Genomic DNA, 25,453 nt, shown 5'->3' with positions numbered 1-25,453 from the left:
GGCTGCCGCCGACGGGCACCACGAACTGACAGCCGCAGTCGTTCCTACGGTCGTCGCACCCCTCGCATCGCACGGACGTGGTCGCCCCGTTGTCGGCCGAGACCACGACGATCTCGTCGAGCAGCGGCGGAACGACGAACGCGGACCGGCCGTCAGCGGTGAACTCCGGAGGGCCGGGGAGGAGGAGCGGCTCGCCACGACCGCGCCGAAGAGCAATCCACGTACCGACATCGCACCCTCGACGCTACGCGTCCGGCCTCGGGACCCCTCCGGGGGCCCTCCCCGCCTCGCCCGCTCTGCTCGGGCCTGGGGCGACCGTCGAGCAGGGTGACCGACCGGGTGGCCGCGTTCCGGGGGTTAACCCCACCCCCGGTCCTGGGGGTCGTCGGATCGTGCACACACCCCTGTGCACAGGAGTCTGTGCGCATGGCGTTCACCCCCTCCCTCGACGGGCTCAAGGCACTCGCGCACCCCAGGCGGTTGCGGATCCTCGAGTGGCTCGGCGTGCACGGCCCGGCCACCTCGGCGCGGGTCGCGCGGGGGCTCGGGCTGAACTCGGGGGCGACCAGCTACCACCTGCGGGAGCTGGCGCGGCACGGGTTCGTCGTGGAGGCGGCCGGGGCCGGGCGCGGGCGGGAGCGGTGGTGGCGGGTCGGGGCGCGGGACCTGCGGTTCCCGGCCGGCGGCGGGGCGGACGCGGAGACCAGGAGCGCCGTCGACGAGCTGAACCGGCTGGCGTACGTCGCCGACCTGCGGGCCTTCGAGGCGCTGCGCGGCCGGCCGGCGCCCGACGGCTGGCAGGACGCCCTCCCGTACTCGCGCGGGACGGTGCGGCTGACGGCGGACGAGCTGCGGGAGCTGTTCGAGGCGTACATCGCGCTGCTCAACCGCTACAAGCGCCCGGCGGACGAGACGCCGCCGGGGGCCCGGACGGTGTACACGCGGTTCCTGGCGTTCCCGGACGCGTTCGCCGAGCCGGCGGACGAGCAGCCGGGCCAGCCAGCCCAGCCAGCCCAGACAGGAGAGACGGCGGAATGAACGGCGGAACGACGGTGGCGGCGGTCCGGTTGGACGGCGTCAGCAAGGTGTACGGGCGGAACGGCTCGGCCGTGCGCGCCCTGGACGGGGTGAGCGTCGCGATACCGCGCGGCAGCTTCACCGCCGTGATGGGGCCATCCGGCTCCGGCAAGAGCACGTTCCTGCACTGCGCGGCCGGGCTCGACCGGGTGACGGCCGGCAGCGCCTGGCTCGGGGGCGTGGAGATCAGCGGGCTGAACGAGCGGCGGGCCACCGAGGTGCGGCGGGAGCGGGTGGGGTTCGTGTTCCAGGCGTTCAACCTGGTGCCGGCGTTGACGGTGCGGCACAACGTGACCCTGCCGCTGCGGCTGACCGGGCGGCGGATCGACCGGCGGCGGGTGGAGGCCGCGTTGGAGCGGGTCGGGCTGGGCGGGAAGGCCGACGCCAGGCCGGCCGAGTTGTCCGGTGGCCAGCAGCAACGCGTCGCCATCGCACGGGCGTTGATCACCGAGCCGGACGTCGTCTTCGGCGACGAGCCGACCGGGGCGTTGGACACGGTCACCGCCAGGTCGGTGCTGGAACTGCTGCGCGGGATCGTGCGGGAGAGCGGCCAGACGGTGGTGATGGTGACGCACGACCCGGTGGCGGCCTCGTACGCCGACACCGTGCTGTTCCTCGCCGACGGGCGGCTGGTCGGGGAGATGACGGAGCCGACGGCCGAGCTGGTGGCCGACCGGATGACGCGGATGGGGGCGTGGGCCTGATGCTGCGCTATGCGTGGTGGACCCTGCGCGCCCGGCGCGCCGGCTTCGTCGGGGCGTTCCTGGCGCTGTGCTGCGCCGCCGCCCTGGTGACGGCGTGCGGCGGCCTGTTGGAGACGGGGCTGCGGGGCGAGATCGGGACCGAGCGGTACGCCGCCGCGCCGGTCGTGGTGGCCGCCGACCAGAACGTGCACCACGAGACGCGGAAGGGCGACAAGGTCAAGCACAAGGCCAAGCCGGTGAGCGAGCGCGTCTGGCTGCCGGCCGGCACCGCCGGGGCGGTGGCGGGCGTGCCGGGGGTCGGCCGGGTGGTGCCGGAGGTCACGTTCCCGGCGGCGGTGGTCGGCGCCGAGGGCGGGCCCGAGTCGCTGGGGCACGCGTGGAGTTCGGCCGCGCTCACGCCGTTCACCGTCCGGGACGGCGGGCGGGCGCCGGCGGCGGGCGACGAGATCGTGGTGGACGCCGGTCTCGCGCGGCGGGCCGGGATCGCCGTCGGGGACGCGGTGACCGTGCAGGCGACGGACGCGCCGGCCGCGTACACCGTGGTCGGGGTGGCCGAGGGCGCCGTCCGCGAGCAGTCCGCGGTCTTCTTCGCGGAGGACGAGGCGCGGCGGCTCGCCGGACACGACGGGCGGGACACGGTCCTCGGCGTCTTCCCCGCCGAGGGGGTGCCGGCCGACGAGTTGGCCGCCCGGCTCGGCGAGGCGCTGCGCGACACCTCGGCCGTGGTGCGCACCGGCGGCGAGCGCGGCGAGGTCGAGTTCCTGGACGCCGCCCAGGCGCGGGTGCGGCTGGTCAGCATGGGCGGCGCCATCGGCGGCACCGGGCTGCTGGTGGCGGTGCTGGTCGTGGTCGGCACGCTGACGCTCGCCACCCAACAGCGGCACCGCGAGCTCGCGCTGCTGCGCGCCATCGCCGCGACGCCGCGTCAGACGCGGCGGCTCATCGGCCGCGAGGCGCTGATCGTCGGCCTGCTCGCCGGCGGGTGCGGCGCGGTGGCCGGGCAGCCGCTGGCGGCCCTGCTGCACGCCAGGCTGACCGAACTCGGCACGGTGCCGGAGACGGTGGAGCGGGTGGCGAGTCCGTTCCCGGCCGTGGCCGCCGTGCTGGCCACGCTGTTCGCCGCCTGGCTCGCGGCCCGGCTCGCCGCGCGGCGCACGGCGCGGATCAGGCCGGCCGAGGCGCTGACCGAGTCGGCGGTCGACGTGCGCGGGGTGGCGTGGGGCCGGCTGCTGGCCGGCGGCCTGGTGCTCGCCGGCGGGGTGGTGCTGCTCGTGGTGCTGTCGGCGCTGCGCACCGAGCCGGCGGCCACGCCCGTCACCTATCTCGCGGTGCTGGTGCTGTGCGTGGCGGTGGCGCTGCTCGGACCCGTGCTGGCCAGGGGCGCGTTCGCGGTGCTCGGCGTGCCGCTGCGGCTCTCCCGGGTCTCGGGCCATCTGGCCGCGCACCACGCCCGGGCCGGCGCGCGCCGGCTGGCGGCCGTGATCACGCCGTTGACGCTGCTGGTGGCGATGGCCGCGGTGATCGTGTTCAGCCAGCCGACGCTGGGCGCGGCGGCCGAACGGCAGGCCAGGGACGGGGTGGTGGCCGAGCACGCCGTGGTGTCCGACGGCGGACTCGGCGTGCCGACCGTGGTGGGGGACCGGCTGCGCTCGGTGCCCGGCGTCACCGCCGTCACCGAGGTGTCGCACACGGAGGTCCGCACTCCGGGGCTCGACCGCTACCGCACGCAGGGCGTCACGTCCGGTCCTGGGCTGGCCGAGACGCTCGATCTCGGCGTCGTCGCCGGCTCGTTGGCCGACCTCGACGAGGACGGGGTGGCGGTGAGCGAGCTGGTGGCGGACCGGCACGGGCTGCGGCCGGGGGACGCGTTCCCGCTGGTGCTGGGCGACAACACGCCGGTGACGCCGACCGTGGTGGCCGTCTACGAACGCCGGCTCGGCTTCGGCGAACTGACCCTGGACCGTGGCCTGGTGGCCGCGCACGTGGACGACCCGCTGGCCGAGGCGACCCTGGTGGCCTCGGACGGCTCCGTCGACGCGGCCGAACTCGCCGCCGCGGTCTCGGAGTTCCGGTGGCTCGCGGTGCGCGACGGCGGCGCGCTCGCCGACCGGGTGGCGGAGGGCCGGCGGGCCGACGCCGAGGTCGCGTTCCTCGGCATGGGCCTGGTGCTCGCCTTCACCACCATCGCCGCCGTCAACACCCTGGCGATGGCGACCGCCGACCGGGCCCGCGAGTTCGCGCTGCTGCGGCTGATCGGCACCAGCCGGCGGCAGGTGCTGCGGATGCTGCGCCTCGAGTCGTTGACGGTGGCGGCGACGGCGGTGCTGCTGGGCACGGGCATCGCGCTGGCCACGCTCGCCGCGTTCAGCGGCGGGATGACGGGCCGGGTCGCCCCGGCCGTCTCCGCGACCGGCTACGCGCCGCTGGTGGCGGCGGTCGTGGGCCTCACGCTGCTGGCCACGGCGATCCCGGCCCGGGTGGCGCTGCGCGCCGCCGCGGTTCGGGTCAGCTGACCCGGGTGCGGCCGATGTAGACGTTGCGGGCCCGGTAGTAGGTGTCGGACGTCGGGCCCGAGTTGCCGGAGGAGCCCTCCATCTGGAGGTTGTAGATCAGCCACAGCGGCTTGCCGACGAAGCCGGCGCCGCGGTGCACGGCCTTCCAGGTGCCGTCCAGGTAGTAGTGGATGTCGACGTCGGTGTTGTTGACCTTGGTGATCCAGGCCCGGTAGCCGTGCCAGCTGCCGGGCGAGGAGACCGGGACGATGGTGCTGGAGACGTCCGAGGAGGTGCGGAAGGTGTTGAACCAGTTGCGGTTGTCGCCCTTGAACTCCAGGATGTCGCTCTCCGGCGGCCAGCTGTTGACCCCGGTGAGCCAGAACGCCGGCCACGTCCCGGGCGCGCTCGGCGCCTGGAACTCGCCCTTCACCTCGTAGTTGGGGAACTGGTTGGTGACGGTGATCTGGTGCTTGGCGTGGATCGCGCCCGAGTGGTAGCGGATCGGCAGGTGGGGCGTGGAACTGCTGGTGCCCTCGTCCCAGTTGATGCGGGTGGCCAGCAGGGTCAGCACCCCGCCGCCGGAGAGGAAGACGTGGTTGTGGTCGCTCGGGCTGGCGTACATGCGGGCGCTGCCGTTGTGGTCCGAGCCCCACGGGTAGCGGTAGTTCCAGTTCGCCTCCAGGGACTGGTAGCTGGCGAACGAGTCCGTGTTGAGCACGGTCTCCCAGGTCTCGGCGGCGTGGGCCCGACCGGCGGCCCCCAGGCCACCGGCCGCCGTCACGGCGGCGACGGTCGCGCCCCCGGTCAGCAGCCGGCGACGGCTCAGCGCGTTGTGCTCGGTCATCGTTGACCTCCAGGCGAATGACGCGGCGAAGGAACAGAAGCGAACAACACCTCCCAGCTTCCATCAGACTTCCCCCCTGACCCGCCCATGTCAATCCACCGGCCACCAGGTCGCGGTCACCGCTCGTCGGTCGCCAACAGCAGGAGGTCGAGCAGCCGGTCCAGGTCGCGCTCGGTCGGGGATCGGCCCGCCGCCCCGGCGATCGCCGTCAGCGCCGCGAGCACGCGCGACTCCCCGCCGGGCAGCGAGGCGACGACGGCCCGCGCCCGCGGTGTCCGAAGCAGCCGCCGCGCCTCAGCCTCCTCGGCGTCCGCGGTGTCGGCTTCGCCCAGCGAGACGGCGAGTCGCGCGCCCAGCGCCTCGGCCAGCCTGGCCAGCGCGGCCAGCGTCGGATTGCCCCGCCCGTTCTCCAGATTGGCGATGTAGGGCACCGAGAGCCCCGCGTCCGCCGCCACCGAGGCGATGGTCCGCCCCGCCGCCCTGCGGCGGGCCCGCAACTCCTGGCCGAGCTCCGCGCCGTCCATGCCGCCACCTCCTGCACTGTCTTCACCGAACACTCTTGCCGAAAAATATTCTACAGAGATACTTTCTGTCGAGTGAGAGTCCCCGTCCCGCGCCATCCCGCGTTCCGGCTGCTGCTGGGCGGCAGCGCCGTCGCCGCGCTCGGCAACTGGCTGCTGATCGTGGCCATCCCGGTGCATGTCTTCCACCTCACCGGCTCTGCCACGGCCACCGGGCTCGCGATCGCCGTCGAGGCACTGCCCGGCCTCGTGGTCGGCCCCTGGGCCGGCGTGCTGCTCGACCGGGTGAGCCTCACCCGTGCCCTGAGCCTGGCCCAACTGGCCTGCGCCGCCGCCGTAGCACTGATCTTCCTAGTCGACGACGCGGGCGACGTCTGGCTGCTCTACCTCGCCGTCCTGGCCGAGAACACCGCCGCGACCGTCCAACGCCCGGCGGTCCGCGCCCTCACCCCCGCCGTCGTCGGCACCGGCCAGCGTGAACTCGCCGCCGCCAACGCCCTGGAGTTGACCGTCGGCAGCGTGCTCAGGCTGGGCGCGCCGCCGCTCGGCGCCCTGCTGCTCGCCGGCCCCGGCATCGGCGCGGTGCTGGCCATCGACGTCGCCGGTTACCTCGCCTCCGCCGCGCTCTTCGCCCTCCTCGGCCGAAAGGTCGCAACCGCACCGACCGTCCCCGCCCGTGGCGGGCTACGCGCCGGCCTCGCCGCCGTCGCCGCCGACCGGACGCTGCGCGGCACGCTCGCCGCCAACACCCTCTTCCTCACGGCCAACGCCGGGCTCACCGCGCTGCTCGTGCCGCTCCTCGTCACCCGCCTCCAGGCGCCGGGCCACGCCCTCGGCTATGTCGTCTCCGGGCTCGGCGCCGGCTTTCTGCTCGGCGCGGCGCTCGCCGGCCCGGCCCTGGCCCGGTTCGGCACCCTCCAGGTCCTGGCCGCCGCGAGGATCGGCACGGGCGCCGCCTTCTTCGCCCTGGCCAACGCCCCGGGGCTGCCGGCCGCCGTGCTCGCGGCGTGCCTGGTCGGCGTGCCCGGCAGCCTCCTGCTGACCGCCGTCCAGATCCACCTCCAACACACCGTCCCAGCAGGCATGTTGGGCCGCGTCACGGCCCTCTTCCTGGCTGCCGACGCGCTGGCAGCCGTCGTCGGCGGCCTCGCCGCCCCGGCCCTGGCCGCGAGCCTCGGCCTGGTCACCGCGCTCAACGCGCTCGCCGCCCTGGCCCTGCTGCCGGCCCTCGTGGGGTCGGCGCGGGCGAGCGCCTGGCGTGCGTCGTGACGCCGTCGTGCGCCGGCGATGAGAGGGGGTGATTCGCGGGTATCTCTCTCCTGCCGGCTCGCGCCGATCCGGGTGGAAGTGGGAGGGCTGTGGCATGAGGGGGGTCGAATGGGGTGGGGCGCATGAGACGCCGGAGTTCGACCGGCTTACGCCGGCGCAGCAGATGGGGATCGCCTGTGTGCGCTGTGGTCGCCGGCTCGGGGCCTCGGGGCGGCGGGTGGGGACGTTGCGGGACCGGTGGGGGCACAGCTTCGTGCTGTGGATCTGCGCGCCGCACTGTCCGCTCAGGCGGTGACGGGGAGGCAGGCCAGCGCGTGTGAGCGGAAGTTGGTCCGCCAGCGTGCCGACCCGGTGTCCAGGTGCGGGAAGCGCGGCAGCAGGGTGGACAGGGCGACCTCGATCTCCAGGCGGGCCAGCGGGGCGCCGAGGCAGTAGTGCAGCCCCGCGCCCAGGGCGAGTTGGGCCGGCTGGGTGGGGCGGCGGACGTCGAACGCCTCGGGGTCGGCGTGGCGGCGCGGGTCGCGGTTGGCGGAGGCCAGGCAGAGCAGGACGGTCTCGCCGGCGGGTATGGCGGTGCCGGCGACGGCCAGGTCCTCGGTGGCGAAGCGGCGGATGGCCGTCAGGTTGGGGTGCGCGTACCGCAGGAACTCCTCGACCGCGCCCGGCAGCAGCGCCGGTTCCGAGCGGAGCGCGGCCAGCTGGTCCGGGTGGCGGGAGAGGGCGAACAGGCCGGCCGAGACGGTGTGCTGGACGTTCTCGATGCCCGCGCCCAGGATCAGGAAGGCGAGCGAGACCAGTTCGTCCTCGGTCAGCCGGTCGTCCTCGTCGCGCGCCGCGACCAGCGCGGACAGCAGGTCGTCGCCGGGGGCCGCGCGGCGCGCGGCGACCAGGTCGACGAGGAAGCGGTGGACGGCGGTGATCGCGGCCACGGCGTCGCGGGGCGTGGGCGGCGTCAGCATGGTGGTGATCCAGCGCGCGAACGGCGCCCGGTCGGCCTCCGGGAGCGCGAACAGGTCGCCGATCACGGCGAGCGGCAGCGGGGTGGCGAAGTCGGCGACCAGGTCGGAGCCGTCCGGGGTCAGCGCGGCGGCCAGCCGCTCGGCCGTGGCCGTGATCGCCGGGCGCAGCGCCGCCACCCGGCGTGGGGTGAAGCCCTGCGAGACCAGTCGGCGCAGCCGCAGGTGGTCGGCGCCGTCGACGTTGAGCAGGTTCCGGTCGAGCGCGGGCGGCAGCGAGAAGCCGGTGTAGCCGGTCCTGGAGTGCCGCTTGTCGACCGAGAGCCGCCGGTCGTCGGCGAGCAGCGGGCGCACCTCGGCGTCCCGGGTGACCAGCCAGGCGCGGCTGCCGTCCGGGAGCGTGACGTGGTGCACGGGCGCCGCCTCGCGCAGCCGGGCCAGGGCGCGGTAGGGGTCGCGGGCGAAGTCGTCGGTGAAGGGGGCCGTGGTCTGGGACATCCGCGGGGTTCGCCTCGTTCTCGCAGGTCGTGGGCGGGCGGTCCGCTCGCCGTGCCGATCGTCCCACCGCTGACTAGCGTGGAGACAGGGGTGTGAGTGACAGGAGAGGACAACGAGATCAGGGGGAGAAGGGGAACGAGGCATCATGACTGGCTACCCCGAGGGCGCGCCCTGCTGGGCCGACGTCACGCTGCCCGACCTGGAGGCCGGCAAGCGGTTCTACGGCGATCTGTTCGGCTGGACCTTCCAGACCGGCTCCCAGGAGTACGGCGGGTACACGCAGGCCTACTCGGACGGCAAGGCCGTCGCCGCGCTGGCCCCGCAGATGCCGGGGCAGAACGACGTGCCGCCGGCCTGGACCGTCTACTTCGACACGCCCGACGTCTCGGCGACGGCGGGCCGGGTCAGGGACCACGGCGGCGAGACGCTGATGGGCCCGATGGAGGTGGCGCCGTTCGGCAGCATGCTGATGGCCCGCGACCCCGCGGGGGTGCGGTTCGGCGTGTGGCAGGAGGGCACCCACCACGGCTTCGAGAAGCGCGACGCGCCGGGCGCCTTCTGCTGGGCCGAGGTGCACACCAGGGACGCGGCCAGGACGGACGAGTTCTTCACCACCGTCTTCCCGATCGACGCCAAGCTGCTGGAGAGCACGGCCGAGATGGACTACGCGGTGTGGATGATCCACGGCGAGCCCCGCACCGGCCGCTACCGGATCCCCGACGACGCGCCGGCCGAGATCGCGCCGCACGTCGAGGTGTACTTCGCGGTGGCCGACTGCGACCAGGCGGTGGCAAACCTCCAACGCCTCGGCGGGCGACTGGTCCGGGGACCGATGGACAGCCCCTACGGGCGGTTCGCCGCGGTCACCGACCCGTTGGGCGCGACCTTCACGCTGATCGACCCCGAGACGACGATCGGCGAGCCCGCCGGCACGGTCTGACCGGGCGTCAGCAGGCCCCTCAGACAGACCCCCAGCAGGGACCTCGGGCGGGGTAACCTTTCGCCGCCCATCACTCGAACGAGTGGGGCAGGCGGGGTACTCCCGCCCGAATTCAGGGGCGAACGCCGGCCTCGCCACGTCCGCTTGACGACGCTCTTACGGGCGGCGGGGCTAGGTTGGGGAGCATGGCCAAGCCCCATGTCATCAGCGTTCGTTTCGAAGGCGGTCCCCGGCACGGGCGCACCGTCGACCTGGTGATCACCGGGCAGGCGCTGCTGCCCCTGATGCTGGCCGCCCGGCAGGAGGGCGCCGAGGCGACCTCCTCCGGCCTCTACGAGCTGCGGACCACCCAGGGCCGCGGCACCCGTTACACGTGGATCGAGGACCTACCCGTCCGTGCCTGAGCGGAGGAAGGCCGCGAGCCCTGGCAGGTCGTCGGTGTTCAGGTGGTCGACGTCCGCGGCCACCAGCTCGCGCCAGACCGCGTCCCTGGCCGGCCCCGGGACGTCCGGGGTGGCCCAGAAGCGCACCCGCTGCCGGGCGGCGTGCGCCCGGCCCACGATGTCGCGCAGCAGGCGGCGTTCGGCCGGCGGTATCGGGCCCTCGCCGAGCCAGCGGAAGCTGCTGGTCCAGTTGGAGCTGATCAGGGGGATGAACGAGGCGGGCGCGGCGGTGCCGAGGTCGTCGAGGCGGCCGTCGTAGAAGGCGTGGCGGACGCGCTCCTCGGTCATCGGCACCCGGGCGGCGCGGTCGCCCGAGATCACCGCCGTGACGGCGCGGGGGTGGACGCGGCCGCCGGTCGCCGAGCTGAGGATCGAGTGGTAGGGGCGGAGCCGGCGGGAGAGTTCGCGGTAGGTCGGGTCGCCCGCGGTCTTGATGTCGATCAGCAGTTGCAGTGGGGCGCGGTGTCCGGCGTGGACCGAGCCGCCGTTGGCCCGCACCCGCGCCAGCAGCGGGTCGAGGTAGAGCGCCTCCAGGGTGCGGGCCGGGTCGAGGTCGACGGCGTCGTGGGCGACCAGCAACTCGCCGTCCACCAGCCAGATGTCGGCCTCGACGCTGGTGAAGCCGTGGTCGAGGGCGTCGAGCAGCGGCCGCGGGTGCTCGTAGTCGTTGTGCGCGTGGGCGCGGCGCAGCGGGGTGGGGCCGGTGCCGGGCCGGCCATGGGCGGCGGCCGGGGTGGCGACGAGGCCGGTGGTGAGCGTGGCGGCGGTCACGGCCAGCGTGCCCGCCGTGCCGAGGGCCTGGCGGCGGCTGAGGTGCGTCACGATTCCTCCCGAGACGGTGTCGCGGTGAGTATCGAGGGAGGCGGCGGGAATTGGCAGGGGCTGCGGCGGTCGGCGGGGAAGAGTTCGCCGAGAGATCACCGGCGCGTGGCCGCGCCGCCGAGGACCGCGTCTGGTATGCGGCCTACGGGTCGAACATGTCCTTGGCGCGGCTTGACCGTTATCTGCGGGGCGGCGTCGCGCCCGGCGCGGCCCGGGCGCATCCCGGCTGCCGCGACCCGCGGCCGCCCGAGCGGTCGGTGCCGGTGACGCTGCCGGGGCTGCTGTACTTCGCCACCCACTCGCCGGTGTGGGGTGGCGGGCGCGCGTTCTACGACCCGGGGGCGGCCGGGGAGGAGACGCCGGCCAGGGCACACCTGTTGACGCTCGGTCAGTTCTCGGACATCGCGGCGCAGGAGATGGGCCGGGCGCCGGGCCAGGACCTGGTGCTGGCCGCCGGACTGCGGCGGCCCGGCGGCAGCGCGCGGCTCGGGCCCGGGCGGTACGAGACGCTGGTGTGCGCCGGCGAGGTCGCCGGGCTGCCGGTGCTGACGTTCACCGCGCCCTGGGGGAGCGGGGACGTGCCGTGGCGGGCGCCGTCCGCCGGCTACCTGCGGCAGCTCGGCACCGGCCTGGTGGAGGGCCGCGGCTGGTCGGCGGCGCGGGCCGCGCGCTACCTGGCCTCCCGCCCCGGCGCGCGCGGCCACTGGGACCCGGCCGCCGTGCGCGAGCTGATCGAGTGCCGGGCCGAAACCTAGCCGGAGAAGTCGGAGCCGAGCTCGGGTGGGTACTGGCCGGTGACGGCCAGGCCCGTGGCGCTGGCGCCGACGCCGACGGAGCCGGTGGTGGTGATGCCGGTCGCGGTGGCCGGCAGCCACATGAAGCCGCCGGCGCCCTCGTCCTCGCCGGGCACGCCGATGGCCAGGTCGGCGCGGCCGTCGCGGTTGCGGTCGGTCAGCGAGACGGCGTTGCCGAGCCGGTCGTTGGCCTCGGCGCCGCCCGGGACGCCCGCCGTGTTCTGGTGCAGGGAGTAGGAGGTCGTGGTGGTGAGCCCGGCCGCCGAGCCGTGGAAGACGGTGACGGCGCCGGCCTGGAGCGCCTCGCCGATGTTCTCCTGGTCGGCGCCGACCGCGAGGTCCGCGTAGCCGTCGCCGTTGATGTCGCCGAGCGCCACGGAGGCGCCGAACTGGTCCTCCGGCTCGGCGGCGCCCGGCACGCCGGCCGTGTTCTGGTGGATGACCACCGGCGCGCGGGAGGTGGCGAGGCCGCCGGCCGCGCCGTAGGTCACCGTGACGTTGCCGCCGCGCGAGGTGCCCTGGAACACGCCGTCCGGCTCGCGCGGGTGGCCGGTGACGACGTCGGCGCGGCCGTCCCCGTCGACGTCGCCGACGGCGGCCGAGGTGCCGTGTCCCGCGAGGCCGGCGTAGACGCGGCGCGAGGCGGAGCCGGGGGAGAGGTAGACGGCGTTGCGGAAGTAGTCCCGGGCGGTGAGGTTGTCCCCGCCGACCACCAGGTCGTCGGTGCCGTCCCCGTTGATGTCGCCCGCGGCCAGGGTGGCGACGCCGGCGACGCCGTCGGTGAGCGCGGTCGCCTCGAAGCCGGTGGGCGCGGCGGGGAAGCCGCTGCCGCCGCGGTAGATCCAGACGTCGTTGACGCCCTGCTGGCCGACGGCCAGGTCGTCGACGCCGTCGCCGTCGAAGTCGCCGGCGGCGAGGGTGCCGCCGAAGCCGGTGAGCCCCGGGGTTGCGGGGGTGGCCAGCGCGGTGCCGGCGCCGAGCCCGCCGCTGCCGCCCCACAGCACGATCACCGCGCCCACGTCCACCCCCTGCCCGGTGTCCTCGCCCGGGGCGCCGACCGCCAGGTCGGCGCGGCCGTCGTGGTCGAAGTCGCCGGCGGCGACCGCCGCGCCCCAGGCGTCGCCCGCCTCCGAGGCACCGGGCACGCCGGGGCTGCTCTGGCTGAGCACGGTGGTGGCGGCGGCGCTCGGGGCGGCGGCCGAGCCGGGCACCACGACCACCGCGCCGGCGTGCTCCTGGCCGTCGACCAGGGCGTGCGGGGCCGCGACGGCCAGGTCCCGGTAGCCGTTCCCGTCGAAGTCGTCGCGCACGCCGGGGGGCGCGGCGCCGGCCGGGGTGGCGGCCAGCGGGACGACGCCGGCCGCGGCGGCGACGGTGGCGGCGGCGAGGACGAGGGTGGCGCGGGCGCGGGGACGCGACGACGTACGCAACGGGCGGCCTCTCGGTCGGCGGGCCATGGCGGCGGTCGGGACGAGCGCGTTCACTCGCTTCACTCGGGATCACCCGAGATTCACCCCACGGACGGTCAGCGTGTCAGACCGACGAGGCGGGCGGGAGGTTGCCCCCGTCAGGCCCCGGCCTGGAGGTAGGGGCGTATCTGGTCGGCGGTCAGCACGTATCCCGTGTCCGAGTCGGTGACCGAGCGCGCGAACACCATCCCGTAGACCTGGCCGTCCGTGGTGAGCAACGGCCCGCCGGAGTTCCCCGGGCGGACGAGTCCGCGGATGGTGTAGATGTCCCGGACGACGACGCTCTCGCCGTGGATGTCCTGACCCTGGGCGTTGGTGCGGCCGGCCACGGTGGCCGCGCGCACGTCGAGGCCGCCGTTCTCCGGGTAGCCGGCGACCACCGCCGGGTCGCCGCTGCCCGCGTCGTCGGCGAGGGCGAGGGTGGGCGCGGTGAGCCCGGGGACGTCGAGCACGGCCACGTCCACGTCCGGGTCGGAGAGCACCACGGTGGCCGGCAGGTCAGGGCCGACCCCGCCGATCTGCACCGAGACGGCGCTCGCGCCGTCGACGACGTGCGCGTTGGTCAGCACCCGCTGGTCGGCGAAGACCCAGCCGCTGCCCTCCTGCCCCGTGAGCCCCGAGGAGGCCGCGATCTTGACCGTGCTGTTCTGCGCGGCGGCCACGGCGGCCTGCGTGACGTTGTCCCCTGAGGGCTCGGGCACCTCGGCCGTCGGGGCGTTCTCGAACGGGTTGAAGACCTGCGGGAAGCCGGCTTCCGTGAGCGCCCCCGTGGCCCGGCTGAACCAGGTGGGCGCCTGGGACGGCATCCGGTCCTGGACGCCGCCCAGCACCCGCGACTCCGTGACCGCGCGGTTGAGCCCGGGCGATGGCGTGGGGATCAGGGCGCTGGCCACGATCCAGGCGACCAGCAGCACCGCCACCGCGTTGAACGCGGCGCCGCCGACGCCGTCCACCCAGCGCACCGGCGCCCAGCGCAGCCGGTCGCGCAGCCGCATGGCCAGGGGCCAGGCCAGCGCCTGGCCGAGCGCGGCCGGGACCAGCACCACGAGCAGCGCCAGCAGGGTGGCGGCGGCAGAGCCCGGCTCGACCGCGTCCACCACGAACGGCAGCAGCCACACGCCGAGGACGGCGCCGCCGACGAAGCCGGCCAGCGAGATCACGCCGGCGATCAGGCCGCGGTGGTAGCCGGAGACGGCGGCCAGGACGGCGCCGAGCAGCAGCACCACGTCGAGCAGATTCACCTGGCACCCCCCTCCGCCGTGACCCGGCGAGCTTCTTCGTCCCGTTCGTCGGGATATGGAACGTCGCATGGTCAACGTGGGAGGGGCGCCGACGGTTCCCGGCCCGGTGGATCGGGAGGGCCGGTCAGAAGGCCGGGCCGGTGAGGGTGAGGCCGAGCCGGTGGCCGGCGATCGAGAAGAGGCCGAGCAGCATCAGCGCCGCGCCGGCCAGGGCCAGGTCCTTCATGAAGTGGATCATGTCGTTCTGGCGGGCCGCCGGGTCGCTCTCCTTCCAGAACGCGTGCATCAGCAGCGCGGTCGGCACCAGGAAGACCAGCAGCAGCAGCGCGCCGAGGTCGGCCCAGATGCCGAGCAGCACGCTGATCGAGCCGAGCAGCAGCAGCACGCCGGAGCCGAGCACCGCCGGGTGTGGCGACGGCACGCCCTTGGCGCCGGCGTAGCCGGCCATGGCGCGACTCTGGGTGAGGTGGCCGAACGCCGAGTTCAGGAACAGGGCGACGAAGAGGATCCGGCCGATGAGGACGATGACGTCCATGGAGCACCTCCGGACGGGAGATGGTTGTCGGTGTCTGGACGCCCTTCCGAGGCGGCCAGGCCGGTCGCCCTCCCACTGTCCTGCGGCGGCGTGCGCCCGGCAACCGGACGGTCACACGTCGCGGCGGTGGAGCAGGGCGGTGGCGGCGAGGAGGGCCAGGGTCGTGTACCCGGTGACCAGGACCAGCGACGGCCAGGCCGGGAGCGAGCCGACGGCGTCGGCCGTGGCGTCCGAGGTCTGGATCAGCTTCTCCAGCGCCGCCGTCGGTGAGACGCCGGCCACCCAGCGTTCCGCGTCGCCCAGCAGCGGGCCCAGCATGGACGGGAGCAGCAGCAGGGCGAGCACCGCGGTGATCGCGCCGGCCGAGTGGCGCAGCAGGGTGCCCACCGCGAGCCCGAGCAGGCCGGCGACCGAGAAGGCCGCGGCGACGCCGAGCAGCGCCGGCATCGGCTCGCCCGGCGCGTACTCCTCGCCCAGCATCGCGCCGCCCACCAGGTAGGCGGCGGTCGTGGCCGGCAGCGCCAGCGCGTACAGCAGCGCGGCGACCAGGGTCGCCTTCGCGGCCAGCACCGTGCCGCGGCGCGGCACCGCGGCCAGGGTGACGCGGATCGTGCCGCTGCCGTACTCGCCGCAGACCAGCAGCGCGCCGAGCACCGCGGCCAGCATCATCGCCGGCACGCTGAAGGTGAGGCTGCCGCCGAGCACCGTGTCGTCCGTCTTGAGACTGCCGGTGGCGGCGACGAACGCCGCGCCCGGCACCGGCAGCGCGGCCGCCACCACCGTGGTCCACACCAGGGACCGCACGCTGCGGAACTTGATCCACTCGTACGCGAGCGCCCTGCGGAACGTCGTCGCGGTCACCTCGCCACCTCCGTGCGGTACTCGGCGGCCGGCGCCGCCATCGCGGTGTAGACGTCCTCCAACGACGAGTGACGCGGCGTGAGTTCGTGCAGCGCCAGCAGATGCTCGCGGGCCAGCTCGCCGATCGCCGGCGCGTCCAGGCCCTCGACCAGCCAGCCGCCGCGCGCGTCGAGCCGGACCGTGGCGCCCGCCGCGGCCAGCACGTCCCGCAGCCGCTCCGCCTCCGGCGCCCGAACCAGCGTCCCGGCGCGGGAGTTGGACTCGATGAACTCCCGCATCCCGGTGTCGGCCAGCAGCCGCCCGCGGCCGATCACGATCAGGTGGTCGGCGGTCAGCTCCATCTCGCTCATCAGGTGGCTGGAGAGCAGGACCGTGCGGCCCTCGGCGGCCAGCGAGCGCATCAGCTCCCTGATCCACCTGATCCCCTCCGTGTCCAGGCCGTTGACCGGCTCGTCCAGCAGCAGCACCTCGGGGTCGCCGAGCAACGCGGCGGCGATGCCGAGGCGTTGGCCCATCCCGAGCGAGAAGCCCCTGGTCCGCCGGCGCGCCGTGGCCGGGTCCAGGCCGACCGCGGCCAGCACCTCGTCCACCCGGCGGCGCGGGATGCCGTTGCTCGCGGCCAGGCCGGCCAGGTGGGCGTGGGCGGAACGGCCACCGTGCACGCCCTTCGCGTCCAGCAGCGAGCCGACCACGCGCAGCGGCGCGGCCAGCTCCCGGTAGTGCCGGCCGCCGACCCGCACCGTGCCCGAGGTGGGCGCGTCCAGGCCGAGCATCAGCCGCATGGTGGTGGACTTGCCGGCGCCGTTCGGCCCCAGGAAGCCGGTGACGCGCCCGGGTCGGACGGCGAAGGTGAGCCCGTCGACGGCGGTTCGCTCGCCGTAGCGCTTGGTCAGTTCGAACACCTCGATCATGCCGCCGACGCTAGGAGCCGGCGGCCGGCCCGTCGTCCGCCGGCGGGAGTCGGCCGCTACCGCGCCGGGAGTAGCCGCTCGGCCGCCGGCACGGTCGCCCGCGCGCGTGAACGGCGGCCGTTTCCGCCATGTCGCCCGAATCCGCCCCCGAGTGAATTGTCTTCGCCGGGATCATGGCATTCTGCAGGCCTCCTTCTCGACTTCTCGCACGCTGAAACCCGCGCCGGGCACCGCGGTTCCCATAACTGTTCGGCAACCGAAGGGGTTTACTTTTTCCCGGCATTCCGGCGAGGTGGGGAATCGTCAAGCGTCGCAGGTGAGGCATGGTTGCCACGGGTGAGGCGGGGGTTCCGCTCTGGAATACTCGGCGCGACGGAACGGCGGAACGACGAAAGGGCGGAACGCGCATGCGGTGGAAGACATTCGGCGAGCGTGAGATCTACACGAACCACTGGCTCAACGTGTGCCTTGTCGATGTCGAGTTGCCGGACGGCCAGCGTTTCGAACACCACGTCGTGCGGCTGCGGCACCTGGCCGTCGCCGTGGTGGTGAACTCCCGCCGTGAGGTGCTGATGATGTGGCGCCACCGCTTCATCACCGACGCCTGGGCCTGGGAGTTGCCGATGGGCCTGGTCGAGGCCGACGAGTCGCCGGCCGAGGCCGCGGCGCGCGAGGTCGAGGAGGAGACGGGCTGGCGTCCCGGGCCGATGAAGCCGCTGCTCTACGCCGAGCCGGCCAACGGCATCACCGACTCCCAGCACCACATCTTCCGGGCCGAGGGCGCCACCCACATCGGGCCGCCCACCGAGCTCAACGAGTCCGACCGCATCGAGTGGGTCCCGATCGAGCGGATCCGCTCCCTGATCGACCGCGGCGAGATCGTCAGCGGCGCCACCCTCAACGGGCTGCTCTACCTGCTGATGGACGAGGGCGTGCGGTAGTCACCGCCCGCCGGGGCGCACCAGTCCCGTCTCGTAGGCCAGCACCACGAGTTGGGCGCGGTCCCGCGCGCCCAGCTTGGTCATGGCGCGGCTCACGTGCGTCTTGGCGGTGAGCGGCGACATCAACAGCCGGGCGCCGATCTCGTCGTTGGACAGGCCGCCGCCCACCAGCGCCACCACCTCGCGCTCCCGCGCGGTCAACGGCGCGAGCCGGCCGGCGCCCTCGGCCAGCGGCGTGCGCAGCCGGGCGAACTCCTCGATCACCCCCCGGGTCACCGAGGGCGACAACAGGCTCTGGCCGGCGGCCACCGTGCGGATCGCGGACCGCAGTTCGGCCGGCTCGATGTCCTTGAGCACGAAGCCGGCGGCGCCGACCCGCAGCGCCTCGAAGACGTACTCGTCGGCGCCGAAGGTGGTCAGGACCAGCACCCGCACGTCCGCCAGCGTCGGATCGGCCGCGATCCGGCGGGTGGCGGCGAGGCCGTCGAGGCGCGGCATCCTGATGTCCATCAGCACCACGTCAGGACGGGTGGAACGCACCGCCTCCACCGCGAGCGCCCCGTCCGCGGCCTCGGCGACGACCACCAGGTCGTCGGTCAGATCGAGCAACGCCCGGAAGCCGGCCCGCACCACGGCCTGGTCGTCGGCGAGCACCACCCGGATCATCCGGTCACCTCGCCGGAGAGCGCCGGCAGGACGGCCCGCACCCGGAAGCCGCCCGCCGGGTGCGGGCCGTGGTCGAGGGTGCCGCCGACCGCCGCGGCCCGCTCGCGCATGCCGAGCAGGCCGAACCCCGGCCGGCCCGCGGCCTCCGGCCTGCTCGGCCCCTCGTCCAGCACCTCGACCGTGAGCCGGCCGTCCTCCCCGTCGACGACCGACACGGCCGCGTGCCGCGCCGCCGAGTGCCTCACCACGTTGGTCAACGCCTCCTGCGCGATCCGGTACGCGGCGAGCTCCACCATCGGCGGCAGCGGACGGCGCGCCCCCGAGCGGCGCAGCGTCACGCTCAGCCCGCCGCCCGCCAACCGTTCGACCAGCTCCGGGAGTTGGTCGAGGCCGGGCGCCGGGCCCACCGGGGCGGTCGCGTCGGCGTCGCGCAGCACCGTCACCGTGGCGCGCAGCTCGGCCACCGCCTCCCGCCCCGACTCCCGCACCTGCCGCAGCGCCGCCCTGGCCACCTCGGGCCGCCGGTCGAGCGCCTCCAGCGCCACCCCGGCGTGCACCGTCATCGCCGAGACGGTGTGCGCCACGATGTCGTGCAGCTCGCGGGCGATGCGCATGCGCTCGGCGCGCACCTGGCGCTCCGCCTCCCGCTCCCGCTCGACCAGCGCGTGCCGCACCAGCTCGCGCCGCCCGCGCACCACCTCGCCGAGCAGCAGCGGCACCAGCGGCACCGCCATCTCCAGGACGGGCGAGGGCACCGGCCGCCCCTCCTCCTGCCCCGAGACCACCGCCGCCGCCCCCGCGACCAGCGCCGCGAGGACCGCCACCCGCACCGTGCGGCGCCGGTCCCCGCCCAGCGCCACGAAGTAGAGCGCCACCATGGCCGGCAGGTTCAGCAGCTCGCCGACGTGCCCGTGCAGCGTCCAGGCGACGCAGCCGGCGCCGGTGACCACGGCCGAGAGCCCCGGCCGCACGCGGTGCGCCAGCAGCCCGGCGAGGGAGACCGCGTACACCAGCCAGCTGAACCAGTCGTCCTCCCGCGACCCCGGCACGTTGGACGCCAGGTCGGCCGCGGTGAGGCAGCCGACGCCGAGCGAGAGCGCGAGGGGATACGTGAACGTCCGCACCCGCCCCACGGTAGGCGGGGCGGGCGCGCGGCACGTACGACGACGGGAGTAGCCGGCCGGCTCGGCGCACCTACCCGGCCTCGATCTCCAGAACGCCCCCTTCCACCATCTCCTCGACCCACCGCTCGTCCAGCGCCCACGCGGTGATCTCCCGCTCGGACTCCCGGAACAGCACGTTGGACACGCAGGTGCCCGGCACCTCGTCGGACAGGTCCACGGTCCACCCGGTCAGGCCATGCTCCGCCTGGAGCCGGTCGACGAGCGCGGGCAGCTCCGTCATCGGGAGGCACTCGCCCTCCCCGTACCCGATCGAGTTCTCCACCGCCAGCCGGAACTCGGCCAGCCGCCGCTGCTCCTCCGTCACGCCGACGTAGCGCACCTCGTCGTTCTCGGCGCAGACCGCGGTGGGGCCCGGGCGGACCACGATGAGGCCCTCGCCGTTCACGCACGGGGTGAGCTGCGTGTCGGCCACCACCGACGCCCCGGTCTCGTCCGTCAGCACGTCCCGGCAGACCGCGGCGAGGTCGTCGGTGGCCGCGTTGAAGTCGGTGTTCATGTAGGGCAGCGGCTCGGAATCGGCGAACGGCCGGTAGCCGCCCTCCGGCGCCACGCAGCGCACCAGCGTCGAGTCCGTGACCGCGCCCTCGCCCGTGGCCAGCACCACGGCCGCCGTGGCCGCGCCGACCGTCACGGCGACCGCCGTCGGGATCACCACCAGCCGCCGCAGCCGGCTCCGGCCGGCGCGGCGCCGCGCGGTGGTCAGCAGGCGCAGCCCCGCCGGCCCTTCCGGATCCGGCAGCCGCTCGTCCCGCACCGGGTCCGCGGCCCGCAACACCGTTTCGAGTCCTTCATCGCCGAGCATGCGCGAGCTTCCCTTCGCTGTCCTGGGGGGCGTGGTCGAGGGCCGTCAGATGGGGCCTGAGCCGCTGCCGCGCCCGGTGCAGCCGGGTGGCGACCGCGCCGGGCGTGATGCCGAGGTGGTCGGCGATGTCGTCGTGCGACAGGTCGTCCCAGTAGGCGAGCCGCAGCACCTCACGGTCGGCCTCCGACAACTCCGCCAGCGCCACGTCGAGATCGGCCACGCCGGTCTCGAACGCCGGCGCCGGCACGGCCCCTTCAGCGGCACGACGCAGCAGCCGCAGCCAACGCCGCTGCGAACGCGCCTGATTCGCCAGCACGTTGCGCGCGACGCCGAGCAGCCACAACAACGCCTGGTGGTCGTCGTCCGGCAGCTGCCGGCGGCGTCGCCAGGCGACCGCGTACACCTCGGACACCGCGTCGTGGGCCGCCGCCTCGTCGGTTCTGCGCAGGCAGTAGCCCGTCACCCGGCGGAGCGTCGACCGGGCCAGCCGGTCGAACCGGTCGGCCAGTTCGTCTGAGTCCATGCCCGGCAATGTCCGGCACCCCACCCCTCATTACAGGTCCGTCGGACCACACGCCGGTGGGCCGCCGGTCCCCCGGCGGCCCACCTGACAGCGGAGCGTCCTCACCTGGCGGTGCGGGTCCTGGTAGACAGCCTGTACGACGACCCCCGCACTCAGGAACCGTGCTGGGCTGTTGGCCGGCAACTCGCCGGCGGCATCAAGCACTCAGTGGAGGTGCTGGCGGAAGTCGGCCTGGTGCAGTCCGCCACGGTGGACATCCGGTTCTTCCAGGCGTCCGTGCTCTTCAAGCTGTACATCATCAACGGCGTGTAAGTGGTCTTCGGTATCCGGGGAAGGACACGACGCTGTTCCACCACTCGGCAGGCCAGGAGGACGCATCACTCGGCTGGCAGTACGTCCAGCAGTCCCAGCGGCGGTTCGACAGCATCTGAGACAGCATCGCCTGCCAGCGGGACGAGGCGTGAGCCTCGACGACGCCTTGAGCGGCGTCCGCCACCTGCTGATTGACTTCGACGGGCCGTTCGGTTCGATGTTCGTTGGCCTCCCGGCTGATGAGGTGGCGCAGCGCATGCGTCGGCAACTCACGAACGCAGGGCACCCGCCCAGGCAAGGGTGGAACGACGAGAGCGACCCGTTCTCACTACTGCTGCGGATGCGGTTCAGGGGGAACTGGAGACGGAGGCTGCTGGCCTGGCTCGGCCGAACCCCGACATCGACGGAGTGATCGACGCCGCGAGTCGCACCGGGCGCTCCGTGGTCGTCGTGAGCAACAACGCCAGTCGCGCCATCGAGTCGTACTTGCTGTTGCACGGATTGACAGAGCGGATCAGCGGGGTAATTGGTTGGGTTCCCGGAGATCCGTCCCCCATGAAGCCGGGTCCGCGCCTGCTACTGGACGCGCCTGGGGCACTGTATGGGAGGGGATCTCGTCTTCGTCGGCGACTCAGTGCGCGAGTTCGTGCTTATCGGCGACGCGGTGCGGGATGTCGAAGCTGGCCATGCCGCCGGGATCGCCGCGATCGGGTAGCGAACAAGCCTCGAAGGAACGATCCCTGGCGGACGCTGGCGCCGTCGCTGTGGTCACGTCGCTAACCGTCGTTGCCGAAGCGCTGACTCCTGAGGGGCTCGGCAGGGTGAAAGCTGATGCCTGCTGCCATCCTGTGGCCAACGTGGCCTGCTCCAAGCGAGAGCGGCGTCCTTCTAGGAGGACAAGTGTCAGCCGTTTGTTCCCCACGCCGAGCGGCGTGGGGAACAAACGGCTGGCGACTGTCTGGACCCTGGATCAGAGGGTTTGGCGCCAGTGCACTAGTGCGGAGGAATCATCCGACAACGGAGGGTGATCAAGCCCGTGTGTGCCGAATGGAGAGCAGAAGGTAAGCCAGGGGCATGAGTGTCAAGAGCAGGGCGAAACCTGTTGCCGCCTGCCAGGGCATACCGGTGCCCTGGGATACTTTCAACAGGAGGACCGGGCCGGTCGCAGTGGCCGCAGTGGCGCTCAGCGAGTTGAGCGTGTGCAGCGTGTAGCCGCTCCACCTGTCCGGCGCGGAGGCGGTCACCCCCAGGCCTTCAGGCGTGCAAGTGATGCTGACGGTGGCGGCCGACGTCGGCTCGTCCAGCAGCATCTCTGCGGCTTCATGCGCCTCCTCCTGGCTGGAGACGGCGTCATTCACAGCGGCGGGGATGGTCAGGTCCTTGTCGGTGGCCATAGGAGCCCTTTCAGGTGCCTATGCCCAAGCTGTGCACTCCCTATGAGTGCACGACGGAGCTAGGGCGTTACCCGCGTCCCGTTACGGGAGCGAATAAATAGGTCATCCAAGGCGACTCCTTTCGGTTGTGGTCATATCGGTACGACACTTTGCCCACTGCGACACGATGCTCGCACCCCAGGCGAAGTGGTGGTCTCAGCCTAGCGCACAAATGCACCGGCGATGCACCGGAAGTGCATCGCCATGGGTGCGCTCGCGGTGTATCTGTGAGAGAGTGCAGGTGGCCGAGTGGTGCCGAATGGGTTTCGGTGTCTGGTGTATGCGATGGAAGGGGCTGTATGGGTAGGTCGATGCGACCCGTGGAAGCCGCAGAGAGTGAGCGTTACTCGGTCACCTTCGTTCCGGCTGCCGTTCAGGCGGTGCAGGAGTTGACGGAGATCTCGGCGCTCTCGAAGTCGGACGTCATCAATCGAGCTGTTCAGGTGTACGCGTTTCTGGCCAGGGAGATGGCTGAGGGGCGACAGGTTCTACTTCGCACGGAGGATGGATCACTTGAGCGCGTGCACATCGTCTGACGCATGCTTACGCGTTCGCTTATCGCTGCATGACATGCTCGTGAGCCCCGGCCGTCTCGGTGAGAGAGGTCCGGGGCTCTTCGCGTAGCAGCCATGAGCTGTACGACACACCCTGTCCGGGGCTTTTCCCCACCAAGTTGCGGGTCGAGCCGTGTAGTCATGTGGGCTGTCGGTGGGCAGACCGTTGTGTTCGGCCTCGCCGCCCGGGCCGTCTCCGGGCCGTGCGACGACGGCCCCGGGTGACCGGCGACGGCCAACAGCGACCAGAACGGCCCGCCCCAACGCTGGTCGGGGGCGGGCCGTTCGAGGTGGCGGCAGCCGGGAGTCACATGTTGATCATGTGCCCCGCCAGGCCGTGGATCGCCTCCTTGACGGCCTCGCCCAGCGTCGGGTGGGCGTGGACGTTGCGGGCGACCTCGTGGACCGTGAGGTCCCACTGCTGGGCCAGCGTCAGCTCGGGCAGCAACTCGGTCACCTCGGGGCCGATCAGGTGGGCGCCGAGCAGTTCGCCGTGGGTGTTGTCGCTGATGACCTTGACGAAGCCGGTCGGCTGGCCGAGGCCGTGCGCCTTGCCGTTGGCGGTGAAGGGGAACTTGGCGACCTTGACGTCGAAGCCGCGCTCCCGCGCCTGGGCCTCGGTGTAGCCGAAGCTGGCGACCTGCGGCTGGCAGTAGGTGGCGCGCGGGATCATCACGTAGTCGAGTTCCATCGTCTCGGCGTCCGCGATGGTCTCGGCCGCGATCACGCCCATGGCCTCGGCGGCGTGCGCCAGCATCAGCTTGGCGGTGACGTCGCCGATGGCGAAGATGTGCGGCACGTTGGTGCGGCAACGCCCGTCCACCGCGATGGCGTTGCGCTCGGTGAGCGCGACGCCGGTGGTCTCCAGGCCGTAGCCGGTGACCCGGGGCGCGAAGCCGATGGCCTGCAGCACCTTGTCGGCCTGGAGGAGCTGCTGCTCGCCCTTGGCGTTGGTCACGGTGACCCTGACCGGCTGGGCCGGGTCGGAGTCGTCGATCGCGTCGACCCGGGTCGAGGTCAGCACCTCGATGCCCAACTTCCGGTACTGGCGGGCCAGTTCCTTGGAGACGTCGGCGTCCTCCAGGGGCACCATCCGGTCCAGGAACTCGACGATCGTCACCTTGACGCCGTAGTTGTGCAGCACGTACGCGAACTCGACGCCGATCGCGCCGGCGCCCGCGATGATGATGGAGCCCGGCAGCTCCTCGGTGAGGATCTGCTCCTCGTAGGTGACGACCCGGTCGCTGAGGCGGGTGCCCGGCAGCAGGCGGGTGGTGGCGCCGGCCGCGATGACGCAGTGGTCGAAGGTGACCGTCTCGGTGCCGCCCGCGCTGAGCGCGACCTGGAGCGTGTGCGGGTCGGTGAAGGTGCCCCGGCCGTCGTACTCGGTGATGCCGTTCTTCTTCATCAGGTAGTGCACGCCCGCGACGCGGCCGTCCGCCACCTTGCGGCTGCGCCGGAACGCCTCGCCGTAGTCGAAGCTCACGCTGCCCTCGACCCGGATGCCGAAGGTGTTCGCCTCGTGGGTGAAGGTGTGGGCCAACTCGGCGTTGCGGAGCAGCGCCTTGGACGGGATGCACCCGACGTTCAGGCACACCCCGCCCCAGTACTTCTCCTCGATGACGGCCGTCCGGAGACCCAGCTGGCTGGCGCGGACGGCGGCGGTGTAGCCGCCGGGCCCCGCGCCCAGGACGACGACGTCGTAGTGCGTGCTCATGAAACCTTCACGCCCTCTTTCGCGCTCTCAACGGTTCGGGTGGTCGGGACGGTGATTCTGCCCCTCCCATGACACCACGCTGCCGTCCGGCCGCCCGCGCCGCCCGGGGCGTGACCGCCAGCCGGCCACCTTGAGGAACACCCAGGTCGCGCCGAGGAACAGCGGGTAGGTGATGGCCATCAGCGAGAGCGTGCCGGTGAAGGCGTGCCAGACGAAGGTGGCGTTGTGTCGGGCGATGCCGCCGTAGTAGCCCACGATCACCACCATCAGCAGCAGCCAGCCGCCGACGAAGGTGCGGGCGAGCTGGCGGGCGAACTCCGGCCAGCCCCACCGCTCCGGGTGCCGCCGGTGCGGCCGGCCGTCCGGCTCCACGCGCAACAACCGCACGCCCACCCGGAGGTAGATCATCACCAGCACGTAGATGACCGCGACGGAGATGACGGCGATCCAGTCTCCCATGGCGGCCGGCTAGCCCACGGGGCCCGGGCCGCGGAGCAGGAAGTGCCAGTTCTGGACGAAGGCGTGCCAGCCGAACCACAGCCACGCGGTGAACAGGGCCCAGCGGCCGAACTGGTGGCGCATCGTCGCGCCGAGGGCCTGGCTCAGGGTGGGGTAGGAGTCGACGGGGTGCAGCAGGCCGATGCCCTCCCACGCGAAGAGGGCGGCGAACAGGATGGCCCAGACGATGTATCCGATCTGGGCGTGATGTGGCATTTCGGACATGGTGGCATGGTGCTGCACGCGACCCCGGCGGAGTGGGATTTACGGCCGCCGCCGCCGCGGTGCGCCGCGCCCGGGGCTCGGGTGCGCTAGCTGTTCTGTCTCGGGAGGTTGTGGACGGTGATGGAGGTCTCGGCTGTGGGTTCTTGAATGGGTGAGGGCCTTCCGGGTTCGGTGTGGATTGCGACGTCTCCACCGACCTTGAGAAGGCCCTCATGCAC

The 25,453-nt window shown here is 73.4% G+C and carries 29 protein-coding genes; 11 read left to right on the top strand and 18 right to left on the bottom strand.

What is annotated here, in order from left to right; all coding sequences use genetic code 11:
• The first annotated feature begins 426 nt into the window (after positions 1 to 426).
• The 3 genes from RNC47_RS05990 to RNC47_RS05980 are packed head-to-tail and all read left to right on the top strand — an operon-like array spanning position 427 to position 4,294.
• Positions 427 to 1,038 carry a helix-turn-helix domain-containing protein gene (locus RNC47_RS05990; RefSeq protein ID WP_311596164.1) on the top strand — a complete coding sequence of 204 codons (612 nt, stop codon included), beginning with the start codon at positions 427 to 429 and terminating at the stop codon, positions 1,036 to 1,038.
• Complete coding sequence (locus RNC47_RS05985) at positions 1,035 to 1,781, top strand: ABC transporter ATP-binding protein (RefSeq protein WP_311596163.1); 747 nt, start codon at positions 1,035 to 1,037, stop codon at positions 1,779 to 1,781. The genes RNC47_RS05990 and RNC47_RS05985 overlap by 4 nt, the downstream gene beginning before the upstream one ends.
• The gene (locus RNC47_RS05980) at positions 1,781 to 4,294 is read left to right on the top strand and encodes an ABC transporter permease (protein ID WP_311596162.1); all 2,514 of its coding nucleotides are present in this window, start codon (positions 1,781 to 1,783) and stop codon (positions 4,292 to 4,294) included. Before RNC47_RS05985 ends, RNC47_RS05980 begins: the two co-directional genes overlap by 1 nt.
• Here the strand turns inward: RNC47_RS05980 and RNC47_RS05975 are convergent.
• Positions 4,287 to 5,120, bottom strand: coding sequence for a glycoside hydrolase (locus RNC47_RS05975; protein ID WP_311596161.1), 834 nt, complete (start codon positions 5,118 to 5,120; stop codon positions 4,287 to 4,289). The genes RNC47_RS05980 and RNC47_RS05975 overlap by 8 nt on opposite strands.
• 116 nt (positions 5,121 to 5,236) lie before the next feature.
• Positions 5,237 to 5,644 (bottom strand): helix-turn-helix domain-containing protein, encoded by a 408-nt coding sequence (locus RNC47_RS05970; RefSeq protein WP_311596160.1) that lies wholly within the window; start codon positions 5,642 to 5,644, stop codon positions 5,237 to 5,239.
• Positions 5,645 to 5,716: 72 nt separating this feature from the next.
• Between RNC47_RS05970 and RNC47_RS05965 the strand changes: the two genes are divergently transcribed.
• Positions 5,717 to 6,910: an MFS transporter gene (locus tag RNC47_RS05965; RefSeq protein ID WP_311596159.1), complete on the top strand. Its 1,194-nt coding sequence runs from the start codon at positions 5,717 to 5,719 to the stop codon at positions 6,908 to 6,910.
• Positions 6,911 to 7,194: 284 nt separating this feature from the next.
• Here the strand turns inward: RNC47_RS05965 and RNC47_RS05960 are convergent, their stop codons facing one another.
• Complete coding sequence (locus RNC47_RS05960; protein ID WP_311596158.1) at positions 7,195 to 8,364, bottom strand: cytochrome P450 family protein; 1,170 nt, start codon at positions 8,362 to 8,364, stop codon at positions 7,195 to 7,197.
• A gap of 145 nt (positions 8,365 to 8,509) precedes the next feature.
• Between RNC47_RS05960 and RNC47_RS05955 the strand changes: the two genes are divergently transcribed.
• Together RNC47_RS05955 and RNC47_RS05950 are read left to right on the top strand one after the other, a co-directional pair.
• Positions 8,510 to 9,304, top strand: coding sequence for a VOC family protein (locus tag RNC47_RS05955; protein WP_311596157.1), 795 nt, complete (start codon positions 8,510 to 8,512; stop codon positions 9,302 to 9,304).
• A 185-nt stretch (positions 9,305 to 9,489) separates the two neighbouring features.
• A complete protein-coding gene (locus tag RNC47_RS05950; protein ID WP_311596156.1) occupies positions 9,490 to 9,708 on the top strand; it encodes a hypothetical protein in 219 nt (72 codons plus the stop codon).
• Here the strand turns inward: RNC47_RS05950 and RNC47_RS05945 are convergent.
• Positions 9,691 to 10,569: a phosphatidylinositol-specific phospholipase C/glycerophosphodiester phosphodiesterase family protein gene (locus RNC47_RS05945; protein ID WP_394814719.1), complete on the bottom strand. Its 879-nt coding sequence runs from the start codon at positions 10,567 to 10,569 to the stop codon at positions 9,691 to 9,693. The genes RNC47_RS05950 and RNC47_RS05945 overlap by 18 nt on opposite strands.
• 155 nt (positions 10,570 to 10,724) lie before the next feature.
• Between RNC47_RS05945 and RNC47_RS05940 the strand changes: the two genes are divergently transcribed.
• Positions 10,725 to 11,324: a histone deacetylase gene (locus RNC47_RS05940; protein WP_311596154.1), complete on the top strand. Its 600-nt coding sequence runs from the start codon at positions 10,725 to 10,727 to the stop codon at positions 11,322 to 11,324.
• Here RNC47_RS05940 and RNC47_RS05935 read toward each other — a convergent pair.
• From RNC47_RS05935 to RNC47_RS05915, 5 genes are all read right to left on the bottom strand, one after another.
• Positions 11,321 to 12,856 (bottom strand): FG-GAP-like repeat-containing protein, encoded by a 1,536-nt coding sequence (locus tag RNC47_RS05935; RefSeq protein ID WP_311596152.1) that lies wholly within the window; start codon positions 12,854 to 12,856, stop codon positions 11,321 to 11,323. The two genes, RNC47_RS05940 and RNC47_RS05935, sit on opposite strands and share 4 nt — an antisense overlap.
• 74 nt (positions 12,857 to 12,930) lie before the next feature.
• Positions 12,931 to 14,073, bottom strand: coding sequence for a MarP family serine protease (locus RNC47_RS05930; protein WP_311596150.1), 1,143 nt, complete (start codon positions 14,071 to 14,073; stop codon positions 12,931 to 12,933).
• Between the two features lie 124 nt (positions 14,074 to 14,197).
• Positions 14,198 to 14,608 carry a DoxX family membrane protein gene (locus RNC47_RS05925; protein ID WP_311596148.1) on the bottom strand — a complete coding sequence of 137 codons (411 nt, stop codon included), beginning with the start codon at positions 14,606 to 14,608 and terminating at the stop codon, positions 14,198 to 14,200.
• Between the two features lie 111 nt (positions 14,609 to 14,719).
• Positions 14,720 to 15,469, bottom strand: coding sequence for an ABC transporter permease subunit (locus tag RNC47_RS05920; protein WP_311596146.1), 750 nt, complete (start codon positions 15,467 to 15,469; stop codon positions 14,720 to 14,722).
• The gene (locus RNC47_RS05915) at positions 15,466 to 16,380 is read right to left on the bottom strand and encodes an ATP-binding cassette domain-containing protein (protein WP_311596144.1); all 915 of its coding nucleotides are present in this window, start codon (positions 16,378 to 16,380) and stop codon (positions 15,466 to 15,468) included. The genes RNC47_RS05920 and RNC47_RS05915 overlap by 4 nt, the downstream gene beginning before the upstream one ends.
• Positions 16,381 to 16,787: 407 nt before the next feature.
• On the opposite strand from RNC47_RS05915, the gene RNC47_RS05910 reads away from it, so the two are divergent.
• The gene (locus RNC47_RS05910) at positions 16,788 to 17,321 is read left to right on the top strand and encodes an NUDIX hydrolase (RefSeq protein ID WP_311596141.1); all 534 of its coding nucleotides are present in this window, start codon (positions 16,788 to 16,790) and stop codon (positions 17,319 to 17,321) included.
• Here the strand turns inward: RNC47_RS05910 and RNC47_RS05905 are convergent, their stop codons facing one another.
• The 4 genes from RNC47_RS05905 to RNC47_RS05890 all read right to left on the bottom strand — a co-directional run bounded on the left by RNC47_RS05905 (position 17,322) and on the right by RNC47_RS05890 (position 20,496).
• On the bottom strand, positions 17,322 to 17,987 hold the full coding sequence (locus RNC47_RS05905) for a response regulator transcription factor (protein ID WP_311596140.1): 666 nt from the start codon (positions 17,985 to 17,987) through the stop codon (positions 17,322 to 17,324). It abuts the gene before it with no gap.
• Positions 17,984 to 19,111, bottom strand: a complete 1,128-nt coding sequence (locus RNC47_RS05900; protein WP_311596138.1) for a sensor histidine kinase — start codon at positions 19,109 to 19,111, stop codon at positions 17,984 to 17,986. Before RNC47_RS05900 ends, RNC47_RS05905 begins: the two co-directional genes overlap by 4 nt.
• Positions 19,112 to 19,181: 70 nt before the next feature.
• Positions 19,182 to 19,973 carry a hypothetical protein gene (locus RNC47_RS05895; protein ID WP_311596136.1) on the bottom strand — a complete coding sequence of 264 codons (792 nt, stop codon included), beginning with the start codon at positions 19,971 to 19,973 and terminating at the stop codon, positions 19,182 to 19,184.
• Positions 19,960 to 20,496, bottom strand: coding sequence for an RNA polymerase sigma factor (locus RNC47_RS05890; protein ID WP_311596133.1), 537 nt, complete (start codon positions 20,494 to 20,496; stop codon positions 19,960 to 19,962). Before RNC47_RS05890 ends, RNC47_RS05895 begins: the two co-directional genes overlap by 14 nt.
• A 111-nt stretch (positions 20,497 to 20,607) precedes the next feature.
• On the opposite strand from RNC47_RS05890, the gene RNC47_RS05885 reads away from it, so the two are divergent.
• Both RNC47_RS05885 and RNC47_RS05880 read left to right on the top strand, forming a co-directional pair.
• On the top strand, positions 20,608 to 20,808 hold the full coding sequence (locus RNC47_RS05885; RefSeq protein ID WP_311596131.1) for a hypothetical protein: 201 nt from the start codon (positions 20,608 to 20,610) through the stop codon (positions 20,806 to 20,808).
• Between the two features lie 148 nt (positions 20,809 to 20,956).
• The gene (locus RNC47_RS05880; RefSeq protein ID WP_311596129.1) at positions 20,957 to 21,220 is read left to right on the top strand and encodes a hypothetical protein; all 264 of its coding nucleotides are present in this window, start codon (positions 20,957 to 20,959) and stop codon (positions 21,218 to 21,220) included.
• Between the two features lie 219 nt (positions 21,221 to 21,439).
• Here the strand turns inward: RNC47_RS05880 and RNC47_RS05875 are convergent, their stop codons facing one another.
• A complete protein-coding gene (locus RNC47_RS05875; RefSeq protein ID WP_311596128.1) occupies positions 21,440 to 21,580 on the bottom strand; it encodes a hypothetical protein in 141 nt (46 codons plus the stop codon).
• A 256-nt stretch (positions 21,581 to 21,836) separates the two neighbouring features.
• Positions 21,837 to 22,202: a hypothetical protein gene (locus tag RNC47_RS05870; protein WP_311596127.1), complete on the bottom strand. Its 366-nt coding sequence runs from the start codon at positions 22,200 to 22,202 to the stop codon at positions 21,837 to 21,839.
• A gap of 359 nt (positions 22,203 to 22,561) precedes the next feature.
• On the opposite strand from RNC47_RS05870, the gene RNC47_RS05865 reads away from it, so the two are divergent.
• Entirely contained in the window at positions 22,562 to 22,777 is a 216-nt protein-coding gene (locus tag RNC47_RS05865) for a hypothetical protein (protein ID WP_394814718.1), read from the top strand.
• Between the two features lie 325 nt (positions 22,778 to 23,102).
• On the opposite strand, the gene lpdA is transcribed toward RNC47_RS05865, so the two are convergent.
• Genes lpdA through RNC47_RS05850 form a run of 3 tightly spaced genes read right to left on the bottom strand, consistent with a single transcriptional unit; the run spans position 23,103 to position 25,226 of the window.
• Positions 23,103 to 24,512, bottom strand: a complete 1,410-nt coding sequence (lpdA, locus tag RNC47_RS05860) for a dihydrolipoyl dehydrogenase (protein WP_311596122.1) — start codon at positions 24,510 to 24,512, stop codon at positions 23,103 to 23,105.
• 27 nt (positions 24,513 to 24,539) lie between these two features.
• A complete protein-coding gene (locus RNC47_RS05855; protein ID WP_311596120.1) occupies positions 24,540 to 24,971 on the bottom strand; it encodes a DUF6256 family protein in 432 nt (143 codons plus the stop codon).
• A gap of 9 nt (positions 24,972 to 24,980) precedes the next feature.
• Positions 24,981 to 25,226: a DUF6186 family protein gene (locus RNC47_RS05850; RefSeq protein ID WP_311596118.1), complete on the bottom strand. Its 246-nt coding sequence runs from the start codon at positions 25,224 to 25,226 to the stop codon at positions 24,981 to 24,983.
• Positions 25,227 to 25,453: the final 227 nt, after the last annotated feature.

This window comes from Streptomyces millisiae (assembly GCF_031845425.1).
In the GTDB taxonomy this organism is placed as follows: Bacteria; Actinomycetota; Actinomycetes; order Streptomycetales; family Streptomycetaceae; genus Streptomyces; species Streptomyces millisiae.
The sequence above is the reverse complement of the archived record's forward strand: the minus strand, read 5'-3'. Positions and strand labels throughout refer to the sequence as shown.

What these genes read in the sequence shown, in the direction of transcription:
- RNC47_RS05940 (WP_311596154.1), top strand. Translation starts at nt 10,725, where the DNA reads ATGTCCTTGGCGCGGCTTGACCGTTATCTGCGGGGCGGCGTCGCGCCC.
- RNC47_RS05985 (WP_311596163.1), top strand. Translation starts at nt 1,035, where the DNA reads ATGAACGGCGGAACGACGGTGGCGGCGGTCCGGTTGGACGGCGTCAGC.
- RNC47_RS05950 (WP_311596156.1), top strand. Translation starts at nt 9,490, where the DNA reads ATGGCCAAGCCCCATGTCATCAGCGTTCGTTTCGAAGGCGGTCCCCGG.
- RNC47_RS05970 (WP_311596160.1), bottom strand. Translation starts at nt 5,644, where the DNA reads ATGGACGGCGCGGAGCTCGGCCAGGAGTTGCGGGCCCGCCGCAGGGCG.
- RNC47_RS05905 (WP_311596140.1), bottom strand. Translation starts at nt 17,987, where the DNA reads ATGATCCGGGTGGTGCTCGCCGACGACCAGGCCGTGGTGCGGGCCGGC.
- RNC47_RS05925 (WP_311596148.1), bottom strand. Translation starts at nt 14,608, where the DNA reads ATGGACGTCATCGTCCTCATCGGCCGGATCCTCTTCGTCGCCCTGTTC.
- RNC47_RS05910 (WP_311596141.1), top strand. Translation starts at nt 16,788, where the DNA reads ATGCGGTGGAAGACATTCGGCGAGCGTGAGATCTACACGAACCACTGG.
- RNC47_RS05915 (WP_311596144.1), bottom strand. Translation starts at nt 16,380, where the DNA reads ATGATCGAGGTGTTCGAACTGACCAAGCGCTACGGCGAGCGAACCGCC.
- RNC47_RS05955 (WP_311596157.1), top strand. Translation starts at nt 8,510, where the DNA reads ATGACTGGCTACCCCGAGGGCGCGCCCTGCTGGGCCGACGTCACGCTG.
- RNC47_RS05960 (WP_311596158.1), bottom strand. Translation starts at nt 8,364, where the DNA reads ATGTCCCAGACCACGGCCCCCTTCACCGACGACTTCGCCCGCGACCCC.
- RNC47_RS05850 (WP_311596118.1), bottom strand. Translation starts at nt 25,226, where the DNA reads ATGCCACATCACGCCCAGATCGGATACATCGTCTGGGCCATCCTGTTC.
- RNC47_RS05895 (WP_311596136.1), bottom strand. Translation starts at nt 19,973, where the DNA reads ATGCTCGGCGATGAAGGACTCGAAACGGTGTTGCGGGCCGCGGACCCG.
- RNC47_RS05990 (WP_311596164.1), top strand. Translation starts at nt 427, where the DNA reads ATGGCGTTCACCCCCTCCCTCGACGGGCTCAAGGCACTCGCGCACCCC.
- RNC47_RS05870 (WP_311596127.1), bottom strand. Translation starts at nt 22,202, where the DNA reads ATGGCCACCGACAAGGACCTGACCATCCCCGCCGCTGTGAATGACGCC.
- RNC47_RS05855 (WP_311596120.1), bottom strand. Translation starts at nt 24,971, where the DNA reads ATGGGAGACTGGATCGCCGTCATCTCCGTCGCGGTCATCTACGTGCTG.
- RNC47_RS05975 (WP_311596161.1), bottom strand. Translation starts at nt 5,120, where the DNA reads ATGACCGAGCACAACGCGCTGAGCCGTCGCCGGCTGCTGACCGGGGGC.
- RNC47_RS05890 (WP_311596133.1), bottom strand. Translation starts at nt 20,496, where the DNA reads ATGGACTCAGACGAACTGGCCGACCGGTTCGACCGGCTGGCCCGGTCG.
- lpdA (WP_311596122.1), bottom strand. Translation starts at nt 24,512, where the DNA reads ATGAGCACGCACTACGACGTCGTCGTCCTGGGCGCGGGGCCCGGCGGC.
- RNC47_RS05980 (WP_311596162.1), top strand. Translation starts at nt 1,781, where the DNA reads ATGCTGCGCTATGCGTGGTGGACCCTGCGCGCCCGGCGCGCCGGCTTC.